The organism is Corynebacterium sp. HMSC14B06 (assembly GCF_001807075.1).
GTDB classification, from domain to species: Bacteria; Actinomycetota; Actinomycetes; order Mycobacteriales; family Mycobacteriaceae; genus Corynebacterium; species Corynebacterium jeikeium_D.
The window spans coordinates 1-18,141 of the sequence record NZ_KV787404.1; the positions used below are offsets into that span (position 1 = coordinate 1).

The following is an 18,141-nucleotide window of genomic DNA, read 5'->3' on the forward strand; positions in this document are numbered from 1 at the left end:
TGGCACTTGACAAAAACATAGGGACACCCCCCAAAAAAAACGGTGAAAAACGGTGATTTGGCCCCAGAATAAAGAAGACCCCTACCGGCGTTGCACCGGTAGGGGTCTCTTCTTAGTGGCGGGGGCAGGATTCGAACCTACGACCTCTGGGTTATGAGCCCAGCGAGCTACCGAGCTGCTCCACCCCGCGTCAACTGTCCCGGCTTTTACAAGCACTCACAGCGGGCGCTGGTCTCTCTGACCAACGAGAAGTAACTGTAGCACGACGCTCCCAACAAAGACCAATCCCCAGGTCATAGCCAATTTCGCTACAACCTAGGGAGTCTTCGGACCATAGAAACCTATGATTCTCGGTTAACTACTCGTTGCACGTCTTACTGGCCGTTGGCCTTCTGGTAGTCAGCGGCAGCGCGGTCGAGCTCGGCAAGTGCCTGGCCCTGTGCCGCGTAGTCACCGTTCTTCTGAGCGTCGTTAAGCTTTTGCAGTGCGTCGGAGATACGGCGAGCGGCGTCGTCACGCGCGGCGACATCAACCTTGCGCTCTTCCTTCGGTGCCTCGTCGTCGGACTCAGCGTCGGCGGCATCCTTGTCCTTATCCGCCGACTGCTCCTCAGTCTCTTCCTCACCGCGGACCTTGGTCGCGGCGGAAGCATCGATACCGACCTGACTCAGAGCCTCAGTGACCGTGGCGCCATAGCCCACCTGACCGCGGTAAGCGACGAGAATACGCAGCAGCTTCGGGAATGCGGTCTCCTGGCCCTTGCGCTGGGTGTAGACCGGTTCGACGTAGAGAATCTCGCCATCGCCGACCGGCAGCGTCAGCAGGTTACCGTTGGTGACCACGTTCGTGCCCTCGAGCAGAGTACGGTCCTGGGCGACCTCATCTGCGGACATCATCGTGTCCTGCGCCTGCCGTGGACCCATGGTCTGGGTGTTGGTCGGCAGGGCACGGATGGTGATTTGACCGTACGTCTCCGGATCGGAGGAAGCGCTCATCTGGGCGGCGAGGAACTCGCGCTCCAGACCGCGGAAGGCGGAAATCAGCTGGAAGCTCGGCTTTCCGGTCTTCGGATCGGAAGCGACAACGTAGTACGGCGGCTGGGAGAGGTTCTGCTCTTCCGGCGCGGTCGGATCGGACGGGACGGACCAGAAGGAGTCATTGGCGAAGAACACGCCCGGATCGCTGACGTGGTACTTGGCCATCAGCTCACGCTGAACCTTAAACAAGTCCTCCGGGTAGCGCAGGTGCTCCTGCAGCTCCTCGGAAATCTCCGACTTTGGCTTCACCACATCCGGGAAGACACCCTCCCAGGCCTTGAGCACCGGATCCTTCTCATCGAACTCGTAGAGCTCAACGGTGCCATCGTAGGCATCGACGGTCGCCTTGACCGAGTTGCGGATGTAGCTGACCTCGCTGTTCGGCAGCGGGCGTGGAGTGCCATCCGGGTTAATGGAGTCCTGTGTGGTTTCCTGGAGGCTCATGCGCTGGGAGTACGGCATCTTGGCCAGCGTGGTGTAGCCGTCGACGATCCACTTCATACGGCCATCGACTACAGCCGGATAGGTCTTGGTGTCAGTGGTCAGCCACGGGGCGACCTTCTGAACACGGTCACGCGGATCGCGGTTGTAGATGATCTTGGAGTCCGGCCCAATGCGGTCGGACAGCAGGATGTTGAGTTCCTGGTAACGGGTGGCGAAAATCATGCGGCTGGCAAGCCCGCCTACGCCAACACCGCCCTCACCGTCGTAGGTGAAGTTACGGCCGTCGGCATCGTACTCATAGTCCTTGCCGTCACCGTTACCGCCAACAATCGCATAGTCGGCATCGCTGTTGGCGATAACCGGGCCGTAGTAGATACGCGGCTGCTTCAGGTTCAGGTTCATGCCGTTCGGGTCCTCGGACTCGAACAGGTCAGCCACGGTATACAGCGGGTAACCGCCGCGGGCGGAACCGGACTCGGAGGCAACCTCGTCGACCTTATTAGCCGGCGCAGCAACGAAACCATTGCCGTGGGTGTAGACCGTGTGACGGTTAATCCAGTCAGTCTGGTTACCCTGCAGCGTCTGCGGGTTCAGTTCACGAGCAGCGACGATGAAGTCACGGGACGCACCATCGATCTGGTAGCGGTCAATGGCAAGCGGATCGGAGAAACCATAGAAGTTCTTCAGCTGGCGCTGCTGCGTGAAGGTACGTGGCAGCACTTCCGGATCCAGGATTCGGATATTGGCCAGCGTCGCAGCATCGCGGGAAATCGAGTCCGCACCTTCCTTCGCGGCTTCCTTATCGCCTTCCTTTTCAGCCGGAACACCCCAGTCGCGCTCAACCTTCACCTTGTCGTCAGTAAGCCCGTAGTGGTAGCGCGTCGATTCAATATTGCGCGCAATGTATTCGCGTTCCTTGGAAGCGCGGTTCGGGTTAACTGAGAACTGCTCAACTGCCATCGGCCAGGCCACGCCAATCAGACCTGCGGAAACCAACATCAGCACGGTGGCAAACGCCGGGATCGAAAGATTGCGCAGGAAAATGGCCGCGAAGAATGCAGCGGCCACGACGATTGCGATGACCAGCAGCGTAATCTTCGCCGGCAGCAGCGCATTGATATCGGTGTAGGAACCACCGGTGAAGGTCTTCTGCTTGTTATTCAGCAGCTCATAGCGGTCCAGCCAGTAAGACACAGCCTTGAGCAGCATGAAAACACCGGCCCAGCACGCCAACTGCGCACGAGCCGCATTGGAAACGCGGGTCTTCTCCCCTGTAGTCGGGTTACCTGGGCGGATGCCACCAAGGAAGTAATGCGTCACCAGCGACAGCAGGAACGCAATAACTACCAGGACAACCAGCGTCGAAATGATGTACGACCACAGCGGCAACTGGAATGCATAGAAGCCCAAGTCCTTGCCGTACTGCGGGTCAGTCTCACCGAAGGACTGCCGATTTAAGAACAGCTGCACCGTCTGCCAATTACCCTGCCCCACAAGGCCACCGAGTACGCCGAATACAACGGGCAGCGTGGTGAACATCGACTTCGAACCGGATTCAGCCATCCGTCGGTACACTGCCTGCGGGCTGCGTGGATCCGTCAGTCCGAGGTCGACGGGCCGCGAGCGCCACGCCAGCCACATAGATAGAAATGTCAGTGCGCCCGTTATCAGGCCTACAGTGATAAACAGGACGATACGAGTGAGCCACGTGGTGGCGAATACCCCTCGATACCCCACTTCACCGAACCACTGAAAGTCCGTATAAAAATTGACGGCGATTGGAATAACAAAGGTCAGCGCGGCAATCACCAACACGGTAATTGCCAGCCACCCCGGTCGGCCACCCGCCGATCGTCTCGGTCGAGTCTGGTTTAGAGACAACGTCTCTCCTGTTCGAGTTGAGCTTGACTTGCCAGCGAGCTGGTAAGTCGGTCGTACGCTTATCTGTCATCTACTCTAAATAAAGTTCCTAACATTTGACTAAGGATGCTGTTAATACAGCGTTGCCAGGAAAGGGGCGTCGTCAAGCGTCATGAGCGAAAACAACGGCACTCAGACTCATCTCAGCCAGCAGGCACTCAATCGCGCCGTGCGCGAAGCTGTCGAATACGTCCACACCGAAGGTTGGGACCGCGCTCCGAGCCTCTTCGCCCTCGTCCCCACCGCCGCGCTTGCCGACGTGCTTGCCGACGAGCTGATTGACAGCGCCCCATTGACTGTCGTTGCGCAGGAACCCCTCCCCGAGGGAATTGAAGGCGGTAGCCCTGAGTTGGCGGACTTTATCGCTCGGACATCGTGGCCGGCAGGTGTCGTCGGTGCCGTGTTAGCGCAGGAAATAATGGTCATCGCTCCGGAGCAGGCGGACAGCTTTGAGGGTGCATCCCTGGACGAGGTGCGGGCACAGGCGGATGGTGAGGCGGCTCGCCAGGCACGTCTTTTCAGTGGTGTTATCAGCGAAGGTCCACACCTAACACTGATCCAACCTCGCCCCACAGAGGCGGAACTGGATGAGCGTGGGCCCTTTGCTGAAGATGAGATTGAGCTAAAAGATGGTTCTGGGGTAGCCGATGGTGTCATCGCTGCGTTGTATTCCACGTTCGGAAGCGCCTCATAAACCCACCTACCAGCGATAAGAGACAAAAAGAGGTATTGAAAGCGCCGAATATACATATAACTAGCTGATTCCGGTTGACATCGGACTTAGAACCTAGTTGTATAACAAAGTGATAAAGGCGCGTCTCTAAGTATCCGCTCAGGGTTCTGTCGGACTTGGTTCTGTCGGACTTGGTTCTTCCAGGGACGGTCTGTGGCGAAGAAATCGCGAGTGTAGCGCGAGTTTTTCCTTCTATAGGTTTTCAACTAAGAGGTTTTTAATTATGAAGAACAACGTTGTTCGCCGTGCAGCAGCCTCGGCAGCTGCAGCTTCTGCGCTGGCAGCCTCCCTCCTGACCGGTGGTGTTGCCAACGCTCTTCCTACTGGTAACTACGTTGCCTTCGGCGATTCCTTCGCTGCTAACCCGGGTCAGTCCGACCCGGCCGTACCGGGCCGTGGTGGCTGCCCGATTTCGGTCTCGAACATCGGCTCTCACGTTGCTCGTGAGACTGGTCTTGAACTGCACGACTACTCCTGCAACGGCACTACCGCTTTCATGCCGACTCAGCCGCAGAAGTCCCTGATGGGCCAGGTTGACAACGCCATCGCTCAGGGCTCCCTCGGCCCGGCTACCCAGCTGGTAACCATCTACGTTGGCGCCAATGACGCGATGCAGGGCGCTGTGCTGCCAATGCCGGTTCAGGATGACCTGTACACCACCAACGTTGTGGCCGCTGTGGAGAAGATCAAGGCCGCTAACCCAACTGCTCGCGTCATGCTGATTGGTTACCCGGCTTTCACCTCTAATGACCCGACTCACTACGCTTGCCCGGTTAACGCCGCAGGTTTCGCACCGCACATTCCGGCTGCCGGTATGCACCACTTTGAGATGGCTCTGCAGAACCGCCAGATGCGTGCTGCCGCTGAATCCGGTATCGGTTTCGTCAACATGAAGGAGGTCACCAACATCGACGTCGCAATGTGCGGTCCGGACGGTGAGCGTCAGGTCTCCGCAATTCTGGATACCGATGTTGCTTCCTACAACATGACCAACCACCCGACCTTCCACGGTTCGGCAGTTGCTGGCACCACTATCGCCAACGTCTACAAGAGCACCTTCTAAGGTCTTTCGACGTCGCTCAGACGTCTTCAAGTACAACGAAAAATCCCCGGTCGTAATGACCGGGGATTTCCATTTGTGGAGCTGCCGAGAATTGAACTCGGGTCCACCGCCAACTCGCCAGGGCTTCTCCGTGCGCAGTTCGCACGATCGCCTCTACTCGACCCTTCGGCTCAGGCAAACATGTCCGAATGACGGGCCCAGCCGCAAGTAAGAAGATCCCCGATGAGCCTTACGGCACACCCATCGGGCGAGCCCTTTTAAGTCGATGCCAGGGTCCGGACCAAAGGGCAAGCCCGGTCTGACAGACACGCTAGTCGCTTAATTAGGCAGCGAGAGCGTAGTCGCGCTGAGTGTTCTCGGCGCTTAATCAGTTGCTACGACGCTTAAACGGTGGTCTCTAGCCTGCACCGGCACGCTTCCCCTGGCTCACTGTACGGTGTCGAAACCATGTCAGCCCCATACAATGCCTTCGAGCACGGGAAAGTGCGTTGCGCTCAAAGGATGTTCAAGAATAACGCTTTACGACGGGAAAAGTCAACAAGCTTCGCCGCAAGGCCCACACACCCCCCCGAATGTCAACTCCGGGTTGACACTGACGTCAACCAATGGTTGACTGCAGTCATGGATCCATTGACGACAATCCGTCACCGACTGCAAGCAACGAACATTGCCGAACAAGAACTTGAAGATGCCGTGGCGCAGGCTCGCGCAGCGGGCCATTCATGGGCAGAGATTGGAAATGTACTCAATATCTCCCGGCAAGCGGCATTCAAGCGGTTCGGAAGTGTCCAAAACCCCGTTTCAGGAGAATTGATGACTGCCACAAAAACTACACATATCGCCGAGCTCGGCGAAAAATTCCTTCGCCACATCATCAACGGCGAAGAAGCAGAAACCGTAAGCATGATTTCCCCAAAGCTCCGGAAGGATCTCCCCTGGTCCACTATCTACTCTGTCTGGGAAGATGTTCTCACCGAGACTGGGGCGTTCGAATCTTTCGACGACACCCAAGTCACCAGCCTCGGGGGAACCAGGACTAAGGAACCGACCTCGCAGAAACTCCTGTCGAAGATTCTCGGCACAAGTCTCGTCATCACCACCCTCAAACATGAGGCTGGCGAATGGATGGCTCGAGTTGCCTTTGACCGTCACGAAAACGTCATTGGCCTACTCATCCTCCCAGTCGATGCGACTGAGTTCCCCTTCTAAAAAGGGTTTCTTCTAATGAAGACCTCTTTTACCCCTTGATGCCCTTCACACGACGGCCCAGCGCACGAGTAGCTTCGCGCTCCTCCGTGCGGCGCTTGATGTCCTGGCGCTTGTCATAATCCTGCTTACCGCGGGCGAGTGCGAGCTCGACCTTCAAGCGGCCGTCGGTGAAATACAGCTTCAGGGGTACAAGCGTGTTGTTGCCATCGCGGACCTTGCCCCACAGGGTGTCAATCTCCTTGCGGTGCAACAACAGCTTGCGCGAGCGACGCGGTGAGTGATTAGTCCACGAACCGTAGGAGTACTCCGGGATATGCAGCCCGCGGAGCCACACTTCGCCGTCGTCGATGGTCGCGAAGGCGTCGTTAAGCGATGCTTTGCCCTCGCGCAGCGCCTTGACCTCAGTGCCCACGAGAACGACACCGCATTCGTAGGTGTCCAGAATGTTGTAGTCATGGCGGGCACGACGATTGGTGGCCACCACCGCGTTGTTGGCGCTGACCTTTTCTTTCTTCGACTTCTTCTTGCCCATAACCTGATTAACTCTAGTCGAAGAAGGTGCACTACAGCTATTCCCTAGCTATTCCCTTAACTTTCCCTTATGCGCCTGCTCGCACCCGACATACATATGCCTCTGGCCTTTTACGTTGTGACGCAACTTACTTTCCCCTAACCTTTTACCAACGTCTAACACAGAGGGATTTATATATATGGGACAGTCAAAAACGTTGGAACCGGACAAAGCGCCACCGAAGCCAAAGGGGTTCCTAGCAACACTGGAACGTATCGGCAACGCACTGCCAAATCCATTTTGGCTATTCGTGATTCTTGCCGGTGTAGTCATCGTTTCTTCGTGGCTCGGTGAGGCTGCGGGTATGCAGGCCAAGGATCCCGCGTCGGGTGACATCATCGAGGTGGAAAGCCTTGCTACCGCAGAGTACCTGCAAAAGATGGTTTCTGAGGCGGTAACGAACTTCACGGACTTCGCACCAGTTGGCCTGATTCTGGTGTGCATGCTCGGTGTCGCAATTGCGGAGTACTCCGGTTACATCGGCTCGGCAATCCGCGCGGCAATTTCCAAGGTGCACTCCCCTGTCCTGCTGACATTCATTGTTGCACTGGCCGGCGTGACTGGTTCGATCGCTTCTGATGCCGTCTACGTGATTCTCATTCCGCTGGGTGCCGCCTCATTCGCCGCAGTTGGTCGTAACCCCATTGTCGGTGCGATGGTCGCCTTTGCCGCCTCGTCAGCCGGGTTCAATTCGTCGCTGGTGCTCAACATCACCGATGTACTGCTGGCGGGTATCTCCACGCATGCGGCGCACTTCGTGGATCCGGAATACGTGGTTTCACCTCTGGCCAACTACTTCTTCACCATGGCTTCGTCCATTGTGCTGGCTCTGATTATTACCGCCGTTACTGAACTGTTTATTACCAAGCACGTGGAGAAGACCGTCCACGACGACCACATTGACCACGATGCCGCGGAATTCACCAAACCGGGCGCTTCGGAGGAAGCTGCCGAGGAAAACGCCAAGAAGGAGGAGCGGAACACCGCATCTAGCAGCTCCAGCAATGGCCGCGACAAGCTAATCCTCAACGATGCCGAACGACGTGGCCTCCGCTACGGCAACATCGCCGCTGTCATCTTCCTGGCGCTTTGGTTCGCTGCCCTGTTCATCCCGGGTTCGCCTCTGCGCGGCGAAGGCGACGGCATCTTGAATTCCGTGCTGCTTACCGACGTCGTGGTGTCCATTGCCGTCTTCTTCGCAGTGGTCGGCATTGCGTACGGCATCGGTGCCAAAACCATCACCTCCTCTGCAGACGTGCCCGCCTTCATGGAACGTGGCCTGGGTACACTGACCACAATGATGGTGCTCTTCTTCGCCGTCTCGCAGTTCACGGCCTACTTCAAGTGGTCCAATATCGGTCAGTGGACCGCTATCAAGGGCTCCGAATTCCTGACCAAGGCGGATCTGCCGCCGCTGTTGCTCTTTGCTGCCTTCGTCCTGATGGTGGCTGTTCTCAACCTGCTGATTACCTCGGGCTCCGCACAGTGGGCTCTGATGGCGCCGGTCGTTGTGCCGATGCTGATGTACGTCAACGTCTCCCCAGAGGTCTCCCAGCAGCTATTCCGTATTGGTGACTCCCCGACCAACATCATTACACCGATGTCTCCGTACTTCGCGCTGGCGCTGACTTTCCTGCAGAAGTACTACAAGCCTGCGGGTGTCGGCACGCTGATGTCGCTGGCCATCCCGTACTCGCTGTGCATGATGGTGGGCTGGTTCCTATTCTTTGTCGTGTGGTACCTCGCGGGCATTCCGCTGGGGCCAGGGGTTCCGGTGCGTTAACTCACAGCCACTAGGAGATTGAGGGATTGGTCGAATTTTTCGCCCAATCCCTCACTTATTTGTGGCACCCGGGCTTAATATTGCGTACGGTCGCCACCACAATGGGCGTCGTAAAGCGAAAACGTACACACATTGAGCACACACTGAGACGCGGATATAACCTATGCCAACAAAGCACCTAAAATTTACGGGATCGACCGGCGAGACTCTGGCTGCATCAATTGATTTGCCGGACGGTCAGCCACGCGCGTGGGCGCTATTTGGTCATTGCTTCACGTGTAATCGGATGGTGCCCGGCGCGTCACGCACCTGTAAGGCGCTGGCGAAGAAGGGCATTGCGGCATTCCGGTTCGACTTCACTGGCCTCGGGCAGTCCACTGGTGATTTCGGTGAGACGACGTTCCAGACCAACATCGATGATCTTAAGGCCGCCTACGAGTTCATGGAGGCAGAATTTGAGGCCCCCGCGCTACTGATTGGGCACTCGCTCGGTGGTGCAGCGGCGCTGAACGCCGGCCACGATATGCCGAAGGTCAAGGCGGTTGCGACAATCGGTGCACCCTTCGATCCGGCACACTCGATTGTGCGCATCGCCGGTGACATTTCGACGGTCGATGAGCACGGCACGCAGGTTCTGCAGATTGAAGGTCGTGGCATTCCCATCTCCCGTGAGTTCTTGGAAGTGTTGGCGGACTACAACCCGGAGGTTTATCTCAGCCAGCTGCGCAAGCCGCTGCTTATTCTGCATTCCCCGACCGACCAGACTGTTGGTATCGATAGCGCCCAGAAGATTTTCCAGGTATCTCGCTATCCAAAATCTCTGATGAGCTTGGATCGCGCGGACCACTTGCTCACTCGCGCTAAGTCCGCCGCGCGCGCTGCTGACCTGATTTATGCGTGGGCGGATAGCTATCTTCCGGAGGCTGAATAACCCTGTTACCATTAGGGGTTATGGACACGACTGAACACTCTGGCCACTCGCACGGCCACGGTCACTCACACGGTCATTCACACGGTCACGGTCATGACCACGCTCATTTTGACCCCGCGAATACTCCTGCCCGTCGCCTGCTCGTGGCTGCGGGTCTGACTCTTGTCGTATTTCTCGCCGAGCTCATCGGTGGCTTGGTTTCGGGTTCGCTGGCGTTGCTGGCAGATGCCGGCCATATGGTGACGGACTCCGCGGGCCTGCTTATGGCAGTTGCCGGTTTGGCTATCGCCCAGCGCGGTGCGAATCACCGCGCGACGTACGGGTACCGTCGTGTTGAGGTTCTGACTGCTCTTATCAACGGTCTGACAGTTTTCATCATTGCCGCTGTGATTCTCTGGGGCGCAATCCGGCGTTTTGGCTCCCCAGAACAATCGGAAATTCAGACCACGTCGATGCTCATCATCGCGGTCATCGGCCTGCTCACCAATGTTATTGCGGCCTTTCTGCTCGCGGGGGCTGCCAAGGAAAGCGTCAACGTCCGCGGTGCGTATCTGCATGTGCTTGTCGACGCCGCTGGTTCGGTTGCCGTCATTATCTCCGCTATCGCTATCGCATACACCGGCTGGACTGCCATCGACTCTGTGGTCTCCATCGTGATTGCGCTCTTCATCGTCCCCCGAGCCGCCGTTCTGGTGCGCGACTGTCTCCACGTGTTGCTGGAGTACACCCCGAAGGGCGTCGACACTGAGAAAATCACTGCTGACCTGTCCGGCCTAGAGGGAGTGGTCGATGTCCACGATCTCCACGTCTGGTCCCTCAACGGCAGCGACCTGCTGGCATCTGTTCACCTCGTGCGCTGTGACACGCTCCCCAACGGCGACGAGCACGCATTGCTCGACCGTGCGCAGGCACTGCTTCACGACGTCCACGGGATTGAACACGCCACGGTGCAAATTGAAAGAACCGGGCACGCTGACCACGAGTACCCGGCTCATACCTAAAATGTTCGGCTAGTAGCTGAAGTAAGATGCTAGCCCTCGAGCTGCTCCCCTAGCTCCAGCCACTCCATCTCCAGCTCTGCCTTCTGCTCAGCCACCTCCGCAGCACGGCGATCGAGGTCCGCCAGCTTTTGTGTGTCCAAGTTGGCTACATCAGCACTCGCTTCCGCCATCTGCGCATGCAGTTCACTTTCTTGCTGGCTGAGCTTCGCCATCTTCCGCTCCAGGGCACTCATCTTCTTCTGGACAGCATGAGTTTCCGCAGCCGAGAGCTTCGAGGTATCCTCCTCTGAAGCTGCGCCACGGGTCTGCGGACTACCGGCATTTGCTTGAGAGGCACCACCACTAGCGGCCGAGTCAGCCAGCTGTGCGCGACGCTGGAGGTACTGACTAATCCCGCCTGGCAAGTTCGTCAGCTCGCCATCGCCGAAGAGGGCCCAGGTCGAGTCGGCAATACGCTCAATCAGGTAGCGGTCGTGCGAGATGACCACCAACGTGCCCGGCCAATTGTCCAGCAGATCTTCCAATTCCTGCAGCGTGTCAATATCCAGGTCATTCGTCGGCTCGTCGAGCAGCAGGAAGTTCGGCTCACTCATCAACACGCGTGTGAGTTGCAAGCGACGGCGCTCACCGCCGGAGAGGTCTGCGATTGGGGTGCGCTGCCGCTTCGGGGAAAAACCCAGTCGCTCCGCCAGTTGCGAGGCGCTAATCTGCTTCTTGCCCAGGTCAATGTAGGTCGCCACGTCCTCCACAGCGTCGAGCACACGCATATCCAGCGGCAGATCATCGAGCTCCTGTCGCAGCCAACCCAGGCGCACCGTCTTGCCCTCAATCCGCTTGCCATCGCTTAAGGGGTAGTCTCCCGCCAATGCGCGCAACAAAGTCGTCTTACCCGAGCCGTTGACACCGACCAGGCCAATGCGCTCGCCGGGGGCCAGACGCCACGTGACGTCGTTAAGCAATTCCCTACCATCGGGCGTTTCCAGGGACGCATGCTCTAGCTCTACGACCACCTTGCCCTGTCGACGCTGCGAAAACGCCATCAACTCCACGGAATCACGCGGCGCCGGGACATCGGCGATGAGAGCCTCAGCTGCTTCGATGCGGTAGCGAGGCTTCGAGGTGCGGGCCGGCGCACCCCGGCGCAACCACGCGAGTTCCTTACGCGCAAGGTTCTGGCGACGCTGCTCGGCGGCATCGGCTTGGCGCGCACGCTCGGCACGCGCGAACGTCCAGTCGTTGTAACCGCCATCGTAAAAATCGACGGTACCATCGTGGACTTCCCACGTCTTCGTGGCAACGGTATCCAGGAACCAACGATCGTGCGTGACGACGACCAGGGCTGCCCGGCGCGAAAGGACATGATCGGCCAACCACTGCACACCCTCAATATCGAGGTGGTTCGTTGGCTCATCGAGAATGAGCAGATCCAGATCTCGGACCAGTGCGGCCGCCAGGTTAACGCGACGGCGCTCACCACCGGAGAGATTGGCGACCTTGGTATCCATACCGAGGTCATTGATACCGATGCCATCGAGGACCTCGCGGATGGAAGCGTTACCCGCCCACTCGTGTTCAGCGAGTCCCAGCGGTGCAATGACGCACTCAAACACGGTGGAATTCGGGTCGAGCTCGGCGCCCTGGGTGACATGAGCCATGGCCATGTCGTTGGCTCGCGAGATACGTCCGGAGTCCGCCGGCTCCACGCCTGCCAGAATCTTCAGCAGTGTGGACTTGCCGCCACCGTTCAAACCGACAACGCCGATGCGGTCGCCCTCTTGAACACCGAGGCTGACGCCGTCGAGCAGAGTCTTGAGCCCGAAGGACTTAGAAATATTCTCGCAATTAATCAGATTCGCCATGATGAGTATTTATTGTGCCCCATTCGACGTTGCCAAGCACACGCCGAACATACCAAGCCACCGGCAGCTCCTCGAACTGCTCTCGGGTTACCCATTTAAATTCCGGATGCTCGCCGCTGAGCTGGACATTCTGCGTGTCGTCGGCCTCGCGTACTAGAAAGGTCACCGTGTGGAAGCGGAAATTCTCCCCGCCCAAGTCCGGATTGGAATAATGGGCAAATTCGCTGACCTCCGCTGCGCGCAAGCCGGCCTCTTCACGCAGTTCGCGCACAGCGGCCTCCACGGGCTCCTCCCCCGCGTCTAGCTTGCCACCGGGCAAATCCCACTGGCCCCCGAGGAAGCCCTCGTATTCACGCAGCAGAAGCAGCAAGCGGTCACCGCGGAAAACTATGCAGTTGCACACCCAGCCGTCGTCGTCAGGCCAGAACTTAGTCCAAGCCAGGCTGCGCGGTTCGCGCCGGCCGATCTCGGCCCTACTGGGGGTGTCATCACGGTGCATGGGGAAAAATTGCCTGTCCTTTATTAAAAGCGCTGGTCTCGTGAGACCTCAGCGAGACGAACGAAATCGGCAATTTCAAGCTTCTCTCCTCGCTGCTTGGGGTCAATCCCCGCTGCCATAAGCGCCTCTTCGGCTGCGGCACCAGATCCGTAAATCCCCGATAGGGCCGCCCGGAGGGTCTTGCGGCGTTGCGCAAAAGCAGCGTCGATAAGCGGGAAAAGGCGTGCGCGGAACTGCGGCGAGATTTCCCACGGGGCCTCGGGGGCATCGGCGGTCTTGGAGTTCTCTGGAGCGTCGGAGCGAGCGTAGCAGTCAATGCGAACGAGCCCGGAATCAACCTTGGGGACCGGCCAGAAGACGTGCGGACCAATGGCACCGGCGCGACGCACTGTGCCGTAGTAGGCGGCCTTGACACTGGGGACACCGTAGATCTTGGAGCCCGGCTGAGCCGCCAGCCGGTCAGCGACCTCAGACTGCACCATCACGAGCACGCGACGGATGGTGGGCAGCTCGGCAAGCATGTGCAGGAGCACCGGTACAGAAACGTTGTATGGCAGATTGGCCACCAGCGCATCTGGGGCAGTCTGAAAGTCCTCGCGGCTGACCTTCAGCGCGTCTTTCTCAATGAGCTCAAGTGCGCAGCCCTCGGCGCGCTCAGTGACTGTCTGGGGCAGACGCGCCGCCAGCCGCGAATCGATTTCAACAGCCGCCGCGCGGCCGCAGTGTTCGAGCAGCCCGAGGGTCAGCGAGCCCAAGCCGGGGCCAACCTCAACAGGGTAGGAATCCTCCGGCAAGTCCGCCGCAGCGACAATTCGACGCACGGTGTTGGCGTCGTGGACGAAGTTCTGCCCCAATTTCTTCGTCGGGACAATATCCAACTGCGCCGCCAAGTCGCGTACTTCGACCGGCCCCAAGAAAGAAACTTCTGCTTTAGTCACAGTTAGATACTACGGGGTCAACACAAAAAATAGGCTTAGCTCGTTATGGCTAGACGGACCTAGCTTTAACGAAGCCCCATGGAAGCGGTACAAGCGGGCCATGCGCCCCAACCCTGACCAGCCTGGACACGCTCAGCGACAGCAATCTGCTGCTCGCGGGAAGCCTGCGATGCACGCGGTGCATACTCAGTACCGCCGTAAGCTGCCCAAGTGGAATCGGTGAACTGCAGACCACCGGAGAAACCGTTACCGGTATCGATAGCCCAGTCGCCGCCGGACTCACACTGAGCCAGCTGATCCCACACGCCGTAGCCGGCAGCCGGAGCTGCAATGCGGGACTTAGTGCCCTGGCGAATAGTGGAGATACCCGGAGCCTTTAGCTCCTTTTCTTCCAGGACCTCGCGTCCGAGCTCTTCACCATCGCGAGAGGTGACCTTGACCTGACGCTCTACCTGGCCCGGTTCACCTTCCTGCTCAACGATGCGCTCATCTTCGAACATCGAATCATCTTCAATGATGTTCTCGTGAGCTGGAATCTCCTCAGTCTCGGTGATGGTCTTATCAATCAGACGAGACAGAGCGATGCGCATCCCCTCGGTGACCGGAGCATCCAGACCCGGCTCGACGGTGTCATCTTCACGCAGTTCAATGCCACGCTGAGCCAGCACATCTCCGACGGTCATAGCCGGGACGGTCAGGTCGATGTCCTTGGCATCGTCGTGAAGCACAATATTCTTGGCACGAACGACGTCGAGTTCGACTCCCTTAGCGGAAATCTCGCCCTTTTCGACCTCGACCTTGTCCTTATCGGAGATGAGCCCCTGCTTCTTCAGACCTTCAATCAGCTCATCGGTAGTGATGGCATTGGTCTTGTGCTCCTGCGGCTTGCCATCGACAATCATCGTGACCGGCTTGGCAGAGCGGTAGACCAGCTTGCCGCCGTCCGTGAGATCGCCCTGACGCTGAACCAGGTCGCCACCGGTGGTTTCGACACCAGCCTTCTGCAGAATGGCCTTGTCATCCTTGGACCAGGTTGCGATTTGCTCGACCTTGCCGTCGATTTCGACGGTGATGGTGTCATAGTTGGATGCTGCGACAGTGCCACCCAGAGCAACAGCAGCGACCAGACCGCCTGCGGCGATCTTGGACGAAGTGGAAACTCCGTCGTTAGCACGATTGAGATGACGCTTCTTCGCAGCACTCACGGGGTTCGTCACAGCCTTTCGGAGGATGGGGCAGCTAGCAGATGAAAGAAATACAGTTTGTAACAGTACGGTAAAGATTCAGTGTTGTCTAAAATATATCGATAAAAGTGACGGGAAATACAACAAACCGCCCCGGCTGCATTTCCACAGCTCAGGGGCGGCAATACGCCAGCACGTGCTTAAATGCCGTACACCCGACGTGCGTTATCCGTCAAAATCTGTGCCATCTCCTCCGCCCCGATTTCTCGGGCCGCAGCCATCGCACGCGCCTGATGACCAATAAAAGTGGACTCGTTGCGCGCACCTCGGAAAGGCTCTGCGGTCATGTACGGGGCATCGGTTTCCACCAGCAGCTGCTCCGCCGGCGCCTCAGCCACAGCCTGCCGCAGGTAATCATTGCGTTTGAAGGTCACGTTGCCAGTAAAACTCAGCAGGTAACCGCGTGCAATGGCTTCGCGGGCAACCTCGATGGGCGAAGAAAAACAGTGCAAAATGACCGTATTGTCGTAGCCGTCCAACGCCGCCATCAGGTCTTCATCGGCGTCGCGGTTATGAATCATCAACGGCTTGCCGACGGTTGCTGCGAGCTCCATATGCCACTGCAACGCAGCCAGCTGTTCGCTCTTCGACGCGCAGCCGTCGAGGGAATCCAGCCAGTACCAATCCAATCCCGTCTCCCCCACGGCCACAACCCTGGGGTCGGCAGCCATTTCGGTTAAGCGGGCCTTGGCGTCGTCGTCAAGCTCGTGCGCGCGCGTCGGATGGATGGCGGCGGCGGCCCAGACGTTGGGGTGCGCGTGCGCGGCGGCAAAGGCCAGTTCGGTTTCCGGCATGCCATCGCCGACCGTGCAGACTCCGACGACGCCCGCTGCGGCGGCCCGGTCCATGAGAGCCGCAATCTCCTCCGGAGTTTGCGCCCCACAGGACGCGAGATGCGTGTGGGCGTCAAACAGCGGAGTGAGATACTCCGCGGGTTCTGCAATCTTGCGTTTGCGCTTTCCCATACCTCTACTGTGCCCCTACTTCACCTGTGCCCACTCAGGGCCGTGCTCAGCCAACTCAGCGTCGAGCTTGGTGAAAATCGGCTTCGGCTTGGCCAGCGCCGTACCCGGCTCAATGTCGAAGCGACGCCAGGCGGCCTTCTGATTGACGTAGTCACCAGTGATGATTGGGTAGCTCCTGCCCTCTGCCGGCAGGTCAGCGCCGACCGGCTCGACCGGCATGTCGTCCTGGACTTCCTGCACTTCCGGCATTGCGGCCCAGATGCCCTCGCCGCCCAGGGTCTCGAAGACCTTCTGCGCGCTTTCCGGCAGGTACGGGGTCAGCAGCACATTGGCATCGCTGACTACCTGCAGTGCTGTCCACAGCACGGTGGCGAGACGCTCGCGCTGGGATTCGTCCTTCGCCAGCTTCCACGGCTCCTGCGCAGCAATGTAGGCGTTGGCCTCTCCGACCAAGTGCATGGCGGCGGTGATACCGGCGCGGAAGCGGGACAGCGCAAGCGCGTCGCCGACCTCGGCGAAGGAACTCTCAGCCAGGTCGAGCAGTTCACGGTCAGCGTCAGTGAGTTCGCCCGGAGTTGGCACCTCACCGAAGTTCTTGAAAGCCATGGACACGGTGCGGTTGACCAGGTTGCCCCAGGAGTTGGCCAGCTCGTTATTCACGCGGCGGACGAACTCATCCCAGGTGAAGTCGGTGTCCTGGTTCTCCGGGCCTGCCATCGCGATGAAGTAGCGCAGCGGATCCGGACCAAACTCCGCCAGGAAGTCCTTCACATAGATGACAACGCCCTTGGAAGAGGAGAACTTCGAGCCCGACATGGTCAGGTACTCCGAGGAGACGACCTCCGTCGGCAGGTTCAGCTCACCAAGCTGACCGACCTCGCCCCCGCGGGAGCCCTCGCCACGGTAGCCCAGCAGCTCAGCCGGCCAAATCTGGGAGTGGAAGGTGATGTTGTCCTTGCCCATGAAATAGTAGGACAGCGCCTCCGGGTCATTCCACCACTTGCGCCACGCTTCCGGGTCTCCAATGCGCCAGGCCCACTCGATGGAAGCGGATAGGTAACCGACGACGGCGTCGAACCAAACGTAGAGTTTCTTCGTCCCGTTTTCCGACCAGCCCTCCAGCGGAATCGGCACACCCCAGTCAATATCACGGCTCATTGCACGCGGACGGATGTCCTTCAGGATGTTCAGGGAGAACTTCAGCACGTTTGGACGCCAGTCCTTGCGCTCCTGCAGCCACTCGGTCAAGGCCTCTGCCAGAGCCGGCAGGTCTAGCAGGAAGTGCTCTGTTTCAACGAACTTCGGGGTCTCGCCGTTGATTTTCGACACCGGATCGATCAGATCGGCCGGGTCAAGCTGGTTACCGCAGTTGTCGCACTGGTCGCCGCGGGCACCGGAAGCGCCACAAATTGGGCAGGTACCTTCGATGTAACGGTCCGGCAGGGTGCGACCGGTCGACGGGGAAATCGCACCCATCGTGGTCTGCTTGACCATATAGCCGTTTTCGTAGAGCCCACGGAAGAGCTCCTGGACAACGGCGTAGTGGTTGCGCGTGGTTGTGCGCGTAAACAGGTCGTAGGAAAGCCCCAGACCCGCGAGGTCCTGCACAATCTGGCGGTTGTAACGGTCGGCCAATTCCTGGACAGAAACGCCTTCCTTCTCCGCCTGCACAAGCAGTGGCGTGCCATGCTCATCAGTACCGGAGACCATCAGCACGTCATTGCCAATCATTCGCTGGTAGCGAGCGAAAACGTCCGAGGGGACACCGAAACCTGCAACATGGCCGATATGTCGCGGACCGTTAGCGTACGGCCACGCAACTGCTGTGAAAATGCGAGACATATCTAACAGGGTAATAGATGACCTACCATCACGATGAACTGTGCCCTCATGAAGTCTTCCAAGAACTGTCCCCTAGCGTCATCGCGCGCTCGCGCAGTCACT

The 18,141-nt window shown here is 58.7% G+C and carries 14 protein-coding genes, 1 tRNA gene and 1 other RNA gene; 6 read left to right on the forward strand and 10 right to left on the reverse strand.

Annotated elements, in window-relative coordinates; all coding sequences use genetic code 11:
• Positions 1-116: 116 nt before the first annotated feature.
• Positions 117-190 (reverse strand) — tRNA-Met (locus tag HMPREF3130_RS10460).
• Between the two features lie 184 nt (positions 191-374).
• Entirely contained in the window at positions 375-3,362 is a 2,988-nt protein-coding gene (locus tag HMPREF3130_RS10465) for a UPF0182 family protein (RefSeq protein ID WP_049189694.1), read from the reverse strand.
• A 151-nt stretch (positions 3,363-3,513) separates the two neighbouring features.
• On the opposite strand from HMPREF3130_RS10465, the gene HMPREF3130_RS10470 reads away from it, so the two are divergent.
• On the forward strand, positions 3,514-4,095 hold the full coding sequence (locus HMPREF3130_RS10470) for a PPA1309 family protein (RefSeq protein ID WP_016423245.1): 582 nt from the start codon (positions 3,514-3,516) through the stop codon (positions 4,093-4,095).
• Between the two features lie 262 nt (positions 4,096-4,357).
• On the forward strand, positions 4,358-5,197 hold the full coding sequence (locus HMPREF3130_RS10475) for a GDSL-type esterase/lipase family protein (RefSeq protein ID WP_048733544.1): 840 nt from the start codon (positions 4,358-4,360) through the stop codon (positions 5,195-5,197).
• 73 nt (positions 5,198-5,270) lie between these two features.
• Here the strand turns inward: HMPREF3130_RS10475 and ssrA are convergent.
• Positions 5,271-5,655: a transfer-messenger RNA gene (ssrA, locus tag HMPREF3130_RS10480) on the reverse strand.
• Between the two features lie 355 nt (positions 5,656-6,010).
• Here ssrA and HMPREF3130_RS11295 point away from each other — a divergent pair.
• Complete coding sequence (locus HMPREF3130_RS11295) at positions 6,011-6,406, forward strand: DUF3887 domain-containing protein (RefSeq protein ID WP_016423247.1); 396 nt, start codon at positions 6,011-6,013, stop codon at positions 6,404-6,406.
• A gap of 28 nt (positions 6,407-6,434) precedes the next feature.
• Here the strand turns inward: HMPREF3130_RS11295 and smpB are convergent, their stop codons facing one another.
• Positions 6,435-6,938: an SsrA-binding protein SmpB gene (gene smpB / locus HMPREF3130_RS10490; protein ID WP_038626299.1), complete on the reverse strand. Its 504-nt coding sequence runs from the start codon at positions 6,936-6,938 to the stop codon at positions 6,435-6,437.
• A 178-nt stretch (positions 6,939-7,116) separates the two neighbouring features.
• On the opposite strand from smpB, the gene HMPREF3130_RS10495 reads away from it, so the two are divergent.
• From HMPREF3130_RS10495 to HMPREF3130_RS10505, 3 genes are all read left to right on the forward strand, one after another.
• Positions 7,117-8,760 carry an AbgT family transporter gene (locus tag HMPREF3130_RS10495; protein ID WP_080985600.1) on the forward strand — a complete coding sequence of 548 codons (1,644 nt, stop codon included), beginning with the start codon at positions 7,117-7,119 and terminating at the stop codon, positions 8,758-8,760.
• A gap of 163 nt (positions 8,761-8,923) precedes the next feature.
• Positions 8,924-9,691: an alpha/beta hydrolase family protein gene (locus HMPREF3130_RS10500; protein ID WP_049193066.1), complete on the forward strand. Its 768-nt coding sequence runs from the start codon at positions 8,924-8,926 to the stop codon at positions 9,689-9,691.
• A 20-nt stretch (positions 9,692-9,711) separates the two neighbouring features.
• Positions 9,712-10,692 carry a cation diffusion facilitator family transporter gene (locus HMPREF3130_RS10505; RefSeq protein ID WP_070429940.1) on the forward strand — a complete coding sequence of 327 codons (981 nt, stop codon included), beginning with the start codon at positions 9,712-9,714 and terminating at the stop codon, positions 10,690-10,692.
• Between the two features lie 29 nt (positions 10,693-10,721).
• On the opposite strand, the gene HMPREF3130_RS10510 is transcribed toward HMPREF3130_RS10505, so the two are convergent.
• The 6 genes from HMPREF3130_RS10510 to metG all read right to left on the reverse strand — a co-directional run bounded on the left by HMPREF3130_RS10510 (position 10,722) and on the right by metG (position 18,039).
• Complete coding sequence (locus HMPREF3130_RS10510) at positions 10,722-12,551, reverse strand: ABC-F family ATP-binding cassette domain-containing protein (protein ID WP_070429941.1); 1,830 nt, start codon at positions 12,549-12,551, stop codon at positions 10,722-10,724.
• Positions 12,535-13,050 (reverse strand): NUDIX hydrolase, encoded by a 516-nt coding sequence (locus HMPREF3130_RS10515; protein WP_070429942.1) that lies wholly within the window; start codon positions 13,048-13,050, stop codon positions 12,535-12,537. The genes HMPREF3130_RS10510 and HMPREF3130_RS10515 overlap by 17 nt, the downstream gene beginning before the upstream one ends.
• Before the next feature lie 23 nt (positions 13,051-13,073).
• On the reverse strand, positions 13,074-13,988 hold the full coding sequence (rsmA, locus tag HMPREF3130_RS10520) for a 16S rRNA (adenine(1518)-N(6)/adenine(1519)-N(6))-dimethyltransferase RsmA (protein WP_049171269.1): 915 nt from the start codon (positions 13,986-13,988) through the stop codon (positions 13,074-13,076).
• 65 nt (positions 13,989-14,053) lie between these two features.
• Positions 14,054-15,193, reverse strand: a complete 1,140-nt coding sequence (locus tag HMPREF3130_RS11595) for a resuscitation-promoting factor (RefSeq protein ID WP_049193061.1) — start codon at positions 15,191-15,193, stop codon at positions 14,054-14,056.
• 179 nt (positions 15,194-15,372) lie between these two features.
• A complete protein-coding gene (locus tag HMPREF3130_RS10530) occupies positions 15,373-16,197 on the reverse strand; it encodes a TatD family hydrolase (RefSeq protein WP_049171274.1) in 825 nt (274 codons plus the stop codon).
• A gap of 15 nt (positions 16,198-16,212) precedes the next feature.
• Positions 16,213-18,039 carry a methionine--tRNA ligase gene (gene metG / locus HMPREF3130_RS10535; protein WP_070429943.1) on the reverse strand — a complete coding sequence of 609 codons (1,827 nt, stop codon included), beginning with the start codon at positions 18,037-18,039 and terminating at the stop codon, positions 16,213-16,215.
• Between the last annotated feature and the right edge of the window lie 102 nt (positions 18,040-18,141).

Coding starts and splice junctions, on each gene's coding strand:
- HMPREF3130_RS10470 (WP_016423245.1), top strand. CDS start 3,514: ATGAGCGAAAACAACGGCACTCAGACTCATCTCAGCCAGCAGGCACTC.
- HMPREF3130_RS10530 (WP_049171274.1), bottom strand. CDS start 16,197: ATGGGAAAGCGCAAACGCAAGATTGCAGAACCCGCGGAGTATCTCACT.
- HMPREF3130_RS10500 (WP_049193066.1), top strand. CDS start 8,924: ATGCCAACAAAGCACCTAAAATTTACGGGATCGACCGGCGAGACTCTG.
- HMPREF3130_RS10510 (WP_070429941.1), bottom strand. CDS start 12,551: ATGGCGAATCTGATTAATTGCGAGAATATTTCTAAGTCCTTCGGGCTC.
- HMPREF3130_RS10515 (WP_070429942.1), bottom strand. CDS start 13,050: ATGCACCGTGATGACACCCCCAGTAGGGCCGAGATCGGCCGGCGCGAA.
- HMPREF3130_RS10505 (WP_070429940.1), top strand. CDS start 9,712: ATGGACACGACTGAACACTCTGGCCACTCGCACGGCCACGGTCACTCA.
- HMPREF3130_RS11295 (WP_016423247.1), top strand. CDS start 6,011: ATGACTGCCACAAAAACTACACATATCGCCGAGCTCGGCGAAAAATTC.
- smpB (WP_038626299.1), bottom strand. CDS start 6,938: ATGGGCAAGAAGAAGTCGAAGAAAGAAAAGGTCAGCGCCAACAACGCG.
- HMPREF3130_RS10475 (WP_048733544.1), top strand. CDS start 4,358: ATGAAGAACAACGTTGTTCGCCGTGCAGCAGCCTCGGCAGCTGCAGCT.
- HMPREF3130_RS10495 (WP_080985600.1), top strand. CDS start 7,117: ATGGGACAGTCAAAAACGTTGGAACCGGACAAAGCGCCACCGAAGCCA.
- metG (WP_070429943.1), bottom strand. CDS start 18,039: ATGTCTCGCATTTTCACAGCAGTTGCGTGGCCGTACGCTAACGGTCCG.